The 12,286-nt window shown below is 53.7% G+C and carries 11 protein-coding genes; 8 read left to right on the top strand and 3 right to left on the bottom strand.

Going from position 1 to position 12,286, the window contains the following annotated elements; all coding sequences use genetic code 11:
* Positions 1-107 precede the first annotated feature (107 nt).
* The 8 genes from rfbF to fcl all read left to right on the top strand — a co-directional run bounded on the left by rfbF (position 108) and on the right by fcl (position 8,393).
* On the top strand, positions 108-878 hold the full coding sequence (gene rfbF, locus ACP7EG_RS13185; RefSeq protein WP_426087947.1) for a glucose-1-phosphate cytidylyltransferase: 771 nt from the start codon (positions 108-110) through the stop codon (positions 876-878).
* Complete coding sequence (gene rfbG / locus ACP7EG_RS13180; RefSeq protein ID WP_426087946.1) at positions 878-1,945, top strand: CDP-glucose 4,6-dehydratase; 1,068 nt, start codon at positions 878-880, stop codon at positions 1,943-1,945. The genes rfbF and rfbG overlap by 1 nt, the downstream gene beginning before the upstream one ends.
* Positions 1,946-1,963: 18 nt before the next feature.
* On the top strand, positions 1,964-3,289 hold the full coding sequence (gene rfbH, locus ACP7EG_RS13175; RefSeq protein ID WP_426087945.1) for a lipopolysaccharide biosynthesis protein RfbH: 1,326 nt from the start codon (positions 1,964-1,966) through the stop codon (positions 3,287-3,289).
* Positions 3,290-3,299: 10 nt separating this feature from the next.
* Positions 3,300-4,385 carry an NAD-dependent epimerase/dehydratase family protein gene (locus tag ACP7EG_RS13170; protein ID WP_426087944.1) on the top strand — a complete coding sequence of 362 codons (1,086 nt, stop codon included), beginning with the start codon at positions 3,300-3,302 and terminating at the stop codon, positions 4,383-4,385.
* 11 nt (positions 4,386-4,396) lie between these two features.
* Positions 4,397-5,206 (top strand): transketolase, encoded by an 810-nt coding sequence (locus ACP7EG_RS13165; protein ID WP_426087943.1) that lies wholly within the window; start codon positions 4,397-4,399, stop codon positions 5,204-5,206.
* Positions 5,203-6,129, top strand: coding sequence for a transketolase family protein (locus ACP7EG_RS13160; RefSeq protein ID WP_426087942.1), 927 nt, complete (start codon positions 5,203-5,205; stop codon positions 6,127-6,129). Before ACP7EG_RS13165 ends, ACP7EG_RS13160 begins: the two co-directional genes overlap by 4 nt.
* A gap of 169 nt (positions 6,130-6,298) precedes the next feature.
* Positions 6,299-7,417: a GDP-mannose 4,6-dehydratase gene (gmd, locus tag ACP7EG_RS13155; RefSeq protein WP_426087941.1), complete on the top strand. Its 1,119-nt coding sequence runs from the start codon at positions 6,299-6,301 to the stop codon at positions 7,415-7,417.
* A 1-nt stretch (position 7,418) separates the two neighbouring features.
* Entirely contained in the window at positions 7,419-8,393 is a 975-nt protein-coding gene (fcl, locus tag ACP7EG_RS13150; protein WP_426087940.1) for a GDP-L-fucose synthase, read from the top strand.
* A gap of 389 nt (positions 8,394-8,782) precedes the next feature.
* Here fcl and ACP7EG_RS13145 read toward each other — a convergent pair whose 3' ends face one another.
* Genes ACP7EG_RS13145 through ACP7EG_RS13135 form a run of 3 tightly spaced genes read right to left on the bottom strand, consistent with a single transcriptional unit; the run spans position 8,783 to position 12,240 of the window.
* A complete protein-coding gene (locus tag ACP7EG_RS13145; protein ID WP_426087939.1) occupies positions 8,783-9,661 on the bottom strand; it encodes a glycosyltransferase in 879 nt (292 codons plus the stop codon).
* The gene (locus tag ACP7EG_RS13140; RefSeq protein ID WP_426087938.1) at positions 9,651-10,892 is read right to left on the bottom strand and encodes a hypothetical protein; all 1,242 of its coding nucleotides are present in this window, start codon (positions 10,890-10,892) and stop codon (positions 9,651-9,653) included. The genes ACP7EG_RS13145 and ACP7EG_RS13140 overlap by 11 nt, the downstream gene beginning before the upstream one ends.
* Positions 10,893-10,932: 40 nt before the next feature.
* Positions 10,933-12,240, bottom strand: coding sequence for an IS66 family transposase (locus ACP7EG_RS13135; protein ID WP_426087937.1), 1,308 nt, complete (start codon positions 12,238-12,240; stop codon positions 10,933-10,935).
* Between the last annotated feature and the right edge of the window lie 46 nt (positions 12,241-12,286).

Genomic DNA, 12,286 nt, shown 5'->3' with positions numbered 1-12,286 from the left:
TTTAGAAATTTAAATGTTTTGAACATAGAAAATAAACTTCAAAAATGTTCGCAATTTATTAATTTCGCCATTTTTTTGGCATACATTAAATTTTAAGGTTGTGTGAAATGAAGGCAGTTATTTTAGCTGGTGGTCTGGGTACGAGAATTAGTGAAGAAACTTCCACCAAACCAAAACCGATGGTTGAAATCGGTGGCAAGCCGATTCTGTGGCATATTATGAAATCTTACTCCGCTCACGGTGTGAATGATTTCATCATCTGCTGCGGTTATAAAGGTTATGTCATCAAGGAATACTTTGCCAACTATTTTCTGCACACCTCGGACGTAACGTTCGACATGCAGAATAATCAGATGGAAGTTCATGCGCGCAATGCGGAACCTTGGAAAGTCACGCTGGTCGATACCGGTGACGAAACCATGACTGGCGGTCGCTTGAAGCGCGTCAAGCGCTACCTGGAAGGTGAGGAGGCATTCTGCTTCACCTATGGCGACGGCGTCAGTGATGTCAATATCACCGAATCGATCGCGTTCCACAAGGCGCACGGCAAGCTGGCCACGCTGACCGCGACTCAGCCTCCGGGCCGTTTCGGCGCATTGATCTTGGATGGCCAGAAAATCAATAGCTTCCAGGAAAAGCCGCAAGGCGATGGTGCCTGGATCAACGGCGGTTATTTTGTATTGTCGCCGAAAGTCATTGATTACATCGCGGACGACAGCACCACCTGGGAAAAGCAGCCGCTGGAACGCCTGGCTGCCGAAGGTCAGCTGGATGCCTTTTTCCACCGTGGTTTCTGGCAGCCAATGGACACCCTGCGCGACAAGGTGCACCTGGAAGAGCTGTGGCAATCGGGTAAAGCTCCCTGGAAGGCTTGCTGATGAACGCAGCATTCTGGCAAGGCAAGCGGGTTTTCCTGACCGGCCATACGGGGTTCAAAGGCGGTTGGCTGAGCCTGTGGCTACAGCAGTTGGGCGCCGAGGTGACCGGTTATGCGCTGGAAGCGCCAACTACGCCCAGCCTGTTTGAAGTGGCGAGCGTGGCGCGCGGCATGGTTTCCGTCATCGGCGACGTGCGCGATGGTGAAGCGCTCAAGCGCGCCATGGCACAAGCGCGGCCTGAAATTGTGATCCACATGGCGGCCCAGCCGCTGGTGCGCTATTCGTATGTAAATCCTGTGGAGACGTACGCCACCAACGTGATGGGCGTGGTCAATCTGCTCGAAGCCGTGCGCGCCACGCCTGGCGTGCGTTCGGTGGTGAACGTCACCAGCGACAAGTGCTACGAAAACCGCGAATGGCCGTGGGGTTATCGTGAAAATGAAGCGATGGGCGGCTATGATCCGTACAGCAATAGCAAGGGTTGCGCCGAACTGGTGACGGCCGGCTACCGCAGTTCATTTTTCAATGCCGAAAAGTATGCGGAACATGGCATTGCATTAGGCAGTGGCCGTGCCGGTAATGTGATCGGCGGCGGTGACTGGGCCATGGATAGACTGATTCCCGACATGCTGCGCGCCATCGGCGCCGGCCAGCCGGTGATGATCCGCAACCCGCATTCGATCCGGCCATGGCAGCACGTGCTCGAACCCCTGAGCGGTTACCTGACCCTGGCGGAAAAGTTGTACACCGAAGGTCCGGTACATGCCGAAGGCTGGAACTTCGGTCCGCATGACACCGATGCCAAGCCGGTCGAGTGGATTATCGAACGCATGACGCAAGAGTGGGGCGCCGGCGCGTCCTGGTCGCTCGACGGACAGAACCATCCGCATGAGGCGACTTATTTGAAGCTTGATTGCTCCAAGGCGCGTGGCCAGCTGGGCTGGCATCCGCGTTGGGACATCGGTCAGACGATCACCAAAATTGTCGAATGGCATAAAGCCTGCGACCAGGGCGCGGACATGCGTGCAATGACGCTGGCGCAAATCACGACTTATCAAAATACCTAACAAATTGAAGGCTGTACCATGAACGAACAACTGACTCAACAACAAATCCGCGAACAGATCGCTGCCCTGGTGGAGCAATATGGCGCACTGGCCAGCGTACCGAAACCATTCGAACCGGGCGTGACGGTGATTCCACCGGCCGGTAAAGTCGTTGGCGCCCCTGAGATGGGCCTGATGGTCGAAGCCTCGCTGGACGCCTGGCTGACGACTGGTCGTTTCAATGACGAATTTGAAAAACGCCTGGCCAAGTTCATCGGTGTCGAATTCCTGATTACGGTCAACTCCGGCTCGTCGGCCAACCTGGTCGCCTTTTCGGCCCTGACGTCGCCCAAACTGGGTGCGCGCGCGATTCAGCCTGGCGACGAAGTCATCGGTGTGGCGGCTGGCTTCCCGACCACCGTCAATCCGATTTTGCAATATGGTGCGGTGCCTGTGTTCGTCGACGTCGAACTGGGAACCTACAATATCGATGCCAGCAAAATCGAAGCGGCCATTACCGACAAGACCAAGGCCATCATGCTGGCCCATACCTTGGGTAACCCGTTCAATCTGGAAGTCATCGTCGCACTGTGCAAAAAGTACAATCTGTGGCTGATCGAAGATTGCTGCGATGCCCTGGGTGCAACCTATAACGGTCAGATGTGCGGTACCTTCGGCGATATCGGCACCATGAGTTTCTATCCTGCGCACCACATCACCATGGGTGAAGGCGGTGCCGTATTCACTAACAATCCAGAGCTCAAGGCCATCGCCGAATCGTTCCGCGACTGGGGCCGCGACTGCTACTGTGCACCGGGCAAGGATAATACCTGCGGTCAGCGTTTCTGCTGCAAGCTGGGCACGCTGCCGGAAGGATACGATCACAAGTACACGTACAGCCACCTGGGCTACAACCTGAAGATCACCGACATGCAAGCGGCATGCGGTTTGGCGCAGATGGACCGCGCGGCCGGTTTTGTACAGGCGCGCAAGGACAATTTCAACTACATGAAAAACGGCCTGCAAAGCTGTGCGGAGTTCCTGATCCTGCCGGAAGCGACGCCAAACTCGGATCCATCCTGGTTCGGCTTCCCGATCACCTTGCGTCCAGAGGCCAATGTGGACCGGGTCAACCTGTTGACCTTCCTCGATCAACACAAGATCGGTACGCGTTTGCTGTTTGCCGGCAATTTGACGCGCCAGCCGTACATGATCGGTCGCAACTATCGCGTATCGGGCGAGCTGACCAATACCGATCGCATCATGCACGATACCCTGTGGATCGGCGTGTTCCCTGGCTTGACCAAGGAAATGATGGACTTCTCGATCAGCAAGATCGAAGAGTTCTTTGGCGTCAACTTCTAAAAAACGGTCCATGTTTCAAGAACCGACGTCAATGAGTCCGTACTCGCCTGGCATCGCGCCAGACGATTTGCGCCTGATCATTGAAAAAACAGCACCGGTAGTGTGGCAAGCCTTGCGTGGCAAGCGTATCTTTATCACCGGTGGAACCGGCTTTATTGGTTGCTGGTTGCTGGAGGCGCTGCTTTGGGCCGACCAGCATTTTCAGCTGGAGTTGCAGCTGATGGTACTGACGCGCCGCCCTGCGGCGTTCGTTGCCAAGGCGCCGCACCTGGCGCAACATCCAGCGGTGCGCCTGATCATGGGCAATGTCAATGCCTTGGGCGGCTTCAACGAGCCGGTCGATATCGTGTTGCATGCTGCAACCGATGTCGCCAATGCCGGCAGTGATCCGTGTCAGGTCTTCGACGATATCGTCGATGGCACCAAGGAAACGCTGGCCCTGGCCATCAGGTGCAAGGCACAGCGTTACTTGCTGACCAGTTCGGGGGCCGTGTATGGTCGCCAACCGGGCAAAATGACACATATTCTCGAGGATTATGCTGGCGCGCCGGACACGCTGCAGCCAAACACGGCATATGGCCAAGCCAAGCGCGTTTCCGAATGGCTGGTGCAATGCGCCGCGTCCCGGCACGGGATCGATAGCCGTATCGCCAGGGTGTTCGCGCTGCTTGGACCTTATTTGCCACTCGACGCCCACTTTGCCGCGGGGAACTTTATCCGCGATGCCATGGCGGGCCAGGAGATCAAAGTTAGTGGCGACGGAACGGCTTTCCGTTCTTATCTATATGCCGCCGATATGGTGATCTGGTTGCTGACCATCCTCGTCGTGGGCGAGCCCGGCCAAGCATACAACCTGGGTTCGGACCAGGCGTTGACGATACGCCAGCTTGCTGCCACCGTTTCACGCGTGGTGCTTGGCGAAGAACGTTTCAGCGTCGCCGCCGAGTCCGTTGAAAACGCGCCGGCGCAGCGCTATATTCCGAATATCGACAAGGCCTGCAAGGACTTGAACCTGTTTGTTCATACCGATTTACCGTCGGCCATACGTAAAACCGTTGACTGGACGATCATGCAATCGACCGCCAGTCGTACTTAATCCGGAAATTCATGATGTCTGAATTTAACGCTTCTACACTCCGAGCAACCGTGCTCAAGATGGCATATGCGGGGTCAACTGTGCACATCGGCTGCGCTTTCTCGATCATCGAGATTTTGGCCGTTCTTTATCGTAATCATTTACGCTATCCGGATAACGATCCGGAGTCAGCGCAACGCGACTATATGGTGCTGAGCAAAGGGCACGGCGTGATGGCGCAATATGCGTGCCTGTATGAAAAAGGCTGGTTGCCGAAAAGTGATCTTGAGAACTATTTCAGCGACGGTTCACGCTTGAAGGGCTTGTCTGATGCGCACATCACCGGCTGCGAAGTCACTTCGGGTTCGCTGGGGCACGGCTTGTCGGTCGGTACAGGAATGGCGCTGGCGGCGAAACTGAACAAGAGTGATCAATATTGCTACGCAGTCGTTGGCGACGGTGAAATGAATGAAGGCCCGATGTGGGAATCGATGCTGTTTGCTAAGCACTGGGCGCTGGATAACCTGATCGTGATTGTCGATGAAAATGGCTTCCAGGCAATGGGCACTACTGCCGATGTTATGCAACTAGGTAACCTGCAGACCAAGTTCGAAGCGTTTGGCTTCGACGCCGTCACGGTGGATGGCCATGACGAAGCGGCGCTGGATCAAGCCTTGATACAGTTGAAGGCCAATAAAAATGGCGCACCGAAGGCCATCGTGGCGAAGACCGTCAAAGGCAAGGGCGTTTCTTTCATGGAGCATCAGAATATCTGGCATTACACGCGTCTGAACGAAGACACATTTGGCGCGTCGATGGCCGAGTTGGAGCAAGCACAATGAGATCCGCATTTTCGAAAGCAATTGTCGATGCCGCCAAGGCCGACCCAAAAGTGTTGTTATTGACCGGCGACCATGGCTACGCCTTGTTCGATGAGTTTCGCAAGCATTTTCCCGCCCAGTTCATCAATGCCGGCATCGCCGAGCAAAATATGGTGGGCGTGGCAGCAGGACTGGCCAAGGCCGGCTTCAAGCCTATCGTCTATGGCCTGAGTGCCTTTGTGCCAGTGCGGGTGCTGGAACAGATCAAAATGGATGTTTGTTATGAAAACCTGCCGGTGGTTTTCATCGGCGACGGCGCCGGCGTCGTCTACAGCAGCTTAGGGAGTAGCCACCAGTCGACCGAAGACATCGCCATGCTGCGCCCGCTGCCCAACATCACCATTCTGTCGCCTTCGGATGCCTACGAAATGGAATATGCGCTCAAGCATGCGCTGCAGTTCAAGGAGCCGGTGTACGTTCGCATTGGCAAGTCGGATGTAGGCGGCGTGCATCAGGTAGTACCGACGGCGCCGATCGGCGATCTGTTATCGGTCGTTGCCGGGAGCAACAAAACCACGGCCTTCATTGCCACCGGCTCGATGGTCAATACCGCCGTGAAGCTGGCCCGGCAACTTGGTGATTGTACAGTGTGGAGCATGCCGACTATCAAACCTTTCAATGGCGCACAATTGCTGGAGCTTGCTGCAGAAATGGATAATCTGGTGGTATTGGAAGAACACAGCATTTACGGCGGGATTGGCGGCCTGGTTTCCGAACTGATTGCCTCCAAATCGGGTGTCAGGGCCAGGGTCATCCGCCACGGCATGCAAGATCGGTTTTCGGAAAAATGTGGCAGCTATCCCTACCTGATACGCGAACACCAGCTCGACGATGTGGCCTTACTGTCGCAATTGAAAGAAGTATTACAAACTGAAAAAAAATAGAAAGCATGAAAGTGCCATCGGCACCTTCATGGTTTTGACATGTGTACCGTATTGCACGCTCCTGACATGCCAAAATAACTTTTGGACGTCCAGTTATTTTTCTCGAAAAGAATTGAATATTTTTCGATTTTTGAATATTTTTTAATTTCCTTATTGAATTCTGCATAAAATGAAAAAAGCCTTAATTACCGGTGTCACCGGCCAAGATGGATCGTATTTGGCAGAGTTCCTGCTTGAAAAAGGCTATGAAGTACATGGCATCAAGCGGCGTGCATCGCAATTCAATACGCAGCGTATTGATCATATTTATCAGGATCCGCATGTTGAAAATTCCCGCTTCAAGCTGCACTACGGCGACCTGTCGGATTCGTCCAACCTGACGCGCATCCTGCAGGAAGTTCAGCCCGATGAAGTCTATAACCTTGGTGCACAAAGCCATGTGGCGGTCAGCTTCGAGTCGCCTGAATATACGGCCGATGTCGACGGCATGGGCACCCTGCGTCTGTTGGAAGCCATTCGTTTGCTGGGCCTGGAAAAGAAAACGCGTTTCTATCAGGCTTCGACGTCGGAATTGTATGGTCTGGTGCAGGAAACACCGCAACGCGAAACCACGCCTTTTTATCCACGCAGTCCGTATGCCGTAGCAAAAATGTATGCATACTGGATCACCGTGAACTACCGTGAAGCGTACGGTATGTATGCTTGCAACGGCATCTTGTTCAATCATGAGTCGCCGCGTCGTGGCGAAACCTTCGTGACGCGCAAGATCACCCGCGGCATGAGCAATATCGCGCAAGGGTTGGAAAAAGTGTTATTCATGGGCAATATGGACGCGCTGCGTGATTGGGGTCATGCCAAGGATTATGTACGCATGCAATGGATGATGTTGCAACAAGACAAAGCGGAAGACTTCGTTATTGCCACCGGCGTTCAGTACAGCGTTCGTGAATTTATTCAATGGTCCGCCACCGAACTAGGTATCACCATTGAATTCAAGGGGCAGGGCGTTGACGAAATAGGGTTCGTCTCAAAAATTGAAGGAGACAATGCCCCGGCTGTCAAAGTGGGCGATGTGATCGTCAAAATTGATCCGCGTTATTTCCGTCCTACCGAAGTCGAAACCTTGTTGGGCGATCCGACCAAGGCCAAGGAGACACTGGGTTGGGTGCCGGAAATCACCGCGCAAGAAATGTGTGCCGAAATGGTCCAGCACGATCTGATTGCGGCCAAGCGCCATGCATTGCTGAAGACACACGGCCATGACGTGTCGATCTCGGTGGAGCGTTAATATGAGTGATATTCAGATCAAGAACATTTTCGTCGCCGGGCATCGCGGCATGGTCGGCGATGCTATCGTGCGTGGTTTGCAGAAGGACGCGAGCAATCGAATTTTTACAGCCACGCGCAGCGAACTTGATTTAACCAATCAATCGGCTGTAGCCAAATTCTTTGAGGAGAACAAGTTCGATCAGGTTTACCTGGCCGCCGCCAAGGTTGGAGGCATTCATGCCAATAATACCTATCCGGCCGACTTCATCTACGAAAACTTGATCATTCAATCGAATGTTATTAATGCTGCCCATGTGAATGGCGTACAGCAGTTACTGTTTTTAGGATCGTCTTGCATCTATCCCAAAAATGCCATTCAGCCCATGCCGGAAAGCGCTTTGCTATCCGGCGAATTGGAGCCGACGAATGAGCCGTATGCGATCGCGAAAATTGCTGGTATTAAATTGTGTGAAAGCTATAACCGCCAGTATGGTCGTGATTACCGCTCGATCATGCCGACCAATTTGTACGGTCAAAACGATAATTTCCACTCGGAAAATAGTCATGTTATTCCAGCGCTGTTGCGTCGTTTTCACGAAGCGACAGTCGCTGCCGATGAGGAGGTGGTGGTATGGGGAAGTGGTACGCCGATGCGGGAATTCCTCCATGTCGATGATATGGCTGCGGCCAGTATTCATGTCATGAATCTGGACGGCGCCGCGTTGAAAGCCCTGACGCTGCCCATGCAAAGTCATATCAATGTCGGCACCGGCATCGATTGCACAATCCGCGAACTGGCGGAAACCATTGCGCGCGTCACCGGTTATCAGGGCCGCGTAGTATTTGACGCAAGCAAGCCAGATGGCACGCCACGCAAACTGCTTGATGTCAGCCGCTTGAGCAGCTTGGGTTGGAAAGCATCGATCAGCCTGGAGGCGGGTTTGCGCGAGACGTACAAATGGTACGTCGCTAACATTTTACAAGCGCGAACCTGAGTTTGTTTTTACGTCAGAAAGCGCCAGGATCTTTCGTTTGGAACACGTACGTGTGCGCAGGCGACAACGACCAGTTTGGGCGCTCTACACATGCGAAACGGCTACCGGCAGGTGTTCAATATAGTTTGAATGACTAAACAACGATACCGGCAGTTCGGCAAACTGACCGATTCGGAAATGAATGGCGCCTCTTGATCGTCAGACTGATGATCAAGAGGCGCCGGCATGGCCCACTGGCAGTGTCGCAAGACATTGATGTAGCAACGCCCTGAAATCCATGCGGCCGATTCCGGTGCTCAATGCCGCCAGCACGATTCGTGTTGCCAGTATCTCTCGATCAGTGAGGACTCGCAGTTATCTGGCGGCGATCATACTGCAGGTGGGCCGATTTATTTCAATACTGCTTCTTTTTCTTCCGCGATCTTTTTCTCAAACTCCGAACGGATCTTATTATTGGCTTCTTTTACGCCATCGCCGGAAAGGTTGTTTTCCCATTCCCAGATTCGCAACCAGATGCCAATTTCCATATGCCAGCGATAAAATGAATGCAGGAAACCAAGCATGCCAAAACGCCAACTTCCAAACCGTATGTAGCTGTTCAGGAACTGCTTGTTTGAATGTATGATCATTTTCAGCCACGAAAAGCGCGTCCCGGCGTCGTATTTTTGCTTTGCCAGCACGTCATTGTAGTTGGCATGGGTGCGCTCGGTGCGGGCGCAATCGTAGTCCCTGAACTGATAAAAATGGCAGGTTTCTTCGGTCACCAAGTTCAATACTCTGTCCGGAGCACAGACCATGCGTCCGCGATCATGAACTTGATTGCCACTGTAGTCGACCGCTCCTTTTTTATAGAAGCGTAATTCTCCAGGAAAACCTTTGCGCGGTTGGCCGCTGATCGGAATCGGCTCTCCTGCGGTAATGCTGACTCGGAACGCACGTACCACGTCATGGGTGTTGCTTTTGGCGACGTCCGCATACCGGTGTAGGAGTGCCAACGGGATGAATTCACTGACGGATGCGATCAACAAGTAATCGGTGTCAATGGCCGCCTCTACCTTGTCCATCACCTCCGGAGTTTCAATGAACCCAGGATTCTTGATGCTTTTGTAGCGATGTCCAGCCGTCGTCAAACGCTCGCGCATGTCATCGGTACTGCAATTATCAATGACTATGATCGGAAATAAATCTTTGAAATTTTCGATGCATCGTAAAATACGCGCCGATTCATTGAACGCGAAAATACATACTGTAATGTTATTATTTAACACAAAGCCGCCTTTTGATGAAAATATTATGAGAGGCTATGATGCTCAGGATAGTGAGCTGGCCGGAAATTAATGCCGCAGCAATGAGCACTGGCAGCGATGCCGCTGGCACGGGACAGATCAGGATCAGCGCCGTAATAATGATGCCGCCTAAGGTGGCAATTGGTATGATCCAGAGCGGCTGGCCGGTGGCATTGCGATGATTGGTATGAATCCCGATCAGAGTATTACCACCTTCGACCAATACTCCGACTGGTACCAAAAATACGTAGGGCATCAAATCGAGATGATTCGTGAAATGAAGAAAGACCCAACCGGCAGGCAGCGATGCCAGCGCCAGACCGATGATGCTGGCCACCGCAATCTTGAAATAGCGCGACGTTGCAGCGCCACGACTTGCATACTGTTTTGGGATCCATATCTGGCCTAGAATCGCCAGGCATGCGTTTGCGGCGGTACTGCCCAATGAACTCAGGAAGGAAACGGCGCCGATCAAGTCGGGGCGCTGGAAGGCATAATTGACATATGGACGATATCCCTGTAACTGCATCCAGTTCATCAGGCCGGAAGAACCGATAGGAATGATGTTCTTTATCAGCTTTTTATAGCCGAAGAAATAGATACGGTTATCGCGTGTCATGTATCGATAAATCAGCCCGATGCCCATTGTCGCGGCCAGCAGCGCACCGATTGCATTGGCGGCAATGATGCTTTCGCCATTGTGAAAGCCGGCTTTGACCACGGCGATTGTTATCGACAGTCGCATTAGCTGTTCAAATAAATTCACCAGCGCCGATTTTGTGGCCATGCCTGAGAGTTGCAACAGGTTGCGCATCAGCGCGGACAGGAACGTCATGCTGGCAAGCGATGCGCAAGCGATGCCGACGATGAGGCCGGTACCGCTGGTCGCATACATATACACCGTGCCAAATGCTAATACCAGCAAAAACCCCGGTATCAGTATCAAGGAGAAATATTTAAAAAGCTCCGGCAGATTGATTGATTTTTTTTCCGATAAATCATGCAATACTCTTTGCAGATGGTAATCCGCTCCGACGAAAATCAGCGCATTGGCCAGATAAGATAACGTGACGTAAAGATAGTACAGTCCAACCTGCTCGAGTGGTAGTTCACGCACCACAACAATGCTGATGGTGAGAGCCAGACCGGTGGCCACCATACGCATCAGTATTAATTTAAGCAGCTTGGTTTTTGCAAGAAGTTTATTGATCACTCGATTTGTCGCTTTTGTTTTAAAGATTATTTTTGACTGTTCAGAGGCTAAGTGGCGGTCTGGATAGGATTGCCGGCAAAGGCGCGTTGCAGGACGGCGAGCATGCTGTGTCCTTGCTTGCGCAGCGTGTCGAGACAGGAGCGGATGACGCAGAAGTGCTTGGCGCCGGCGACGGTGCGGAAACCTCCCGAGATCTTTTGCTTGACCTGGGGTATGCGTGCGGCGCGCTCGCCAACGTTGTTGGTGAACGGCACGGCCGGGGCGCTGATGAAGCGCTGGCCCGGCGATTGCGTGGTTTCAGGATGCAGCGCTTCGCCTTTCCGCACCAACGCGTCGTACACGGCGCGGAAGGCGGCCAGATCGTCGGCATCGAGCGTGCGTTGTTGGCGCCGAGCAGCAATTGCATCATCGACGCGGGCCATTGCTGACTGGTAAGTTCTTTCACATAGCCCAGTTCGCGCAACCGGTGGGCGTTGCACAAGACGTGGATGGAATCGCCGGGCCGCCAGTACGGTGCCCAGCAATCGTGCACGCCGTACCATGTGAGCGTGTCGCTGGCGGTGATGTGCAGCCAGTGCAGTTTGCCGACCACCCGCAGGCCCGACTCGTCGGCGTTGAGCACCGGCGCGGCGCACAGTTGCTTGGCGATCTGGTCCGCCGTCGTTTGCAGGGCCTCGCTCGCCTCGGTCACCCACACCAGCAATGTGGCAGGCGAAACCTTGAGGCCGTACACATCAACGATCAGCTCGGCGGCGCGGGTGTGCGGCAGCATTTGACCCTGGGTCAAATGCACCACCAGCGCGCGCACGTTGCGGCCGTATTGCACCAGTTCTGTCACGCCGCTGGGAACGCTGCTCACGTGGATCTGGCCGCAGCCGCAGCCCCAGGTCACGGCCAGCGTGCGGTGTTCGACGACATCGAACGCGTTCGCCGGCACGTCGATGACTTGGTGCCGCTCGGCTACTTCGGCCTGTGCCAGCTGCAGAATGCTGTGGCAGAGCGTGCACTGGTGCGGCAACGGATGGTCGATTGTTTCGGTCGATTCGTCCGCCCGCTGGAGCGTGTTACCCTTGTGCCCAGACTGGGTACCGGGCTTGTTGCCGGACGGCTCGCGCAGCGAATTGGTCTTGTGCAAGCCATCGGATGACGGCGGCTGGCTAGAGTTGCGGCTGCTCTTTGTGACCTTCGATTCCAGCGCTTCCAGCTGTTGCAATAGTATCAACACAACGCCCTCAAGCTCGCCGCGCGTGAGGGCGGAGAGTTCGGGAAGGGGGCGTTTTTTTTGCCATAGCCAGCATGATGAGCCAGCCTGAAAAAGTTGACAACTGTTTTTATGAAAAACGCTCATGCTGAACAGTTACAATTATTAATTTATTGATAGAAAAAATGGCCGT

Source organism: Janthinobacterium sp. PSPC1-1 (assembly GCF_049897625.1).
GTDB lineage: Bacteria > Pseudomonadota > Gammaproteobacteria > Burkholderiales > Burkholderiaceae_D > Janthinobacterium > Janthinobacterium tructae.
This window is presented reverse-complemented; position numbering and strand designations above follow the sequence as displayed.

What these genes read in the sequence shown, in the direction of transcription:
- rfbH (WP_426087945.1), top strand. Translation starts at nt 1,964, where the DNA reads ATGAACGAACAACTGACTCAACAACAAATCCGCGAACAGATCGCTGCC.
- ACP7EG_RS13170 (WP_426087944.1), top strand. Translation starts at nt 3,300, where the DNA reads ATGTTTCAAGAACCGACGTCAATGAGTCCGTACTCGCCTGGCATCGCG.
- rfbG (WP_426087946.1), top strand. Translation starts at nt 878, where the DNA reads ATGAACGCAGCATTCTGGCAAGGCAAGCGGGTTTTCCTGACCGGCCAT.
- gmd (WP_426087941.1), top strand. Translation starts at nt 6,299, where the DNA reads ATGAAAAAAGCCTTAATTACCGGTGTCACCGGCCAAGATGGATCGTAT.
- rfbF (WP_426087947.1), top strand. Translation starts at nt 108, where the DNA reads ATGAAGGCAGTTATTTTAGCTGGTGGTCTGGGTACGAGAATTAGTGAA.
- ACP7EG_RS13135 (WP_426087937.1), bottom strand. Translation starts at nt 12,240, where the DNA reads ATGAGCGTTTTTCATAAAAACAGTTGTCAACTTTTTCAGGCTGGCTCA.
- ACP7EG_RS13165 (WP_426087943.1), top strand. Translation starts at nt 4,397, where the DNA reads ATGATGTCTGAATTTAACGCTTCTACACTCCGAGCAACCGTGCTCAAG.
- ACP7EG_RS13160 (WP_426087942.1), top strand. Translation starts at nt 5,203, where the DNA reads ATGAGATCCGCATTTTCGAAAGCAATTGTCGATGCCGCCAAGGCCGAC.
- fcl (WP_426087940.1), top strand. Translation starts at nt 7,419, where the DNA reads ATGAGTGATATTCAGATCAAGAACATTTTCGTCGCCGGGCATCGCGGC.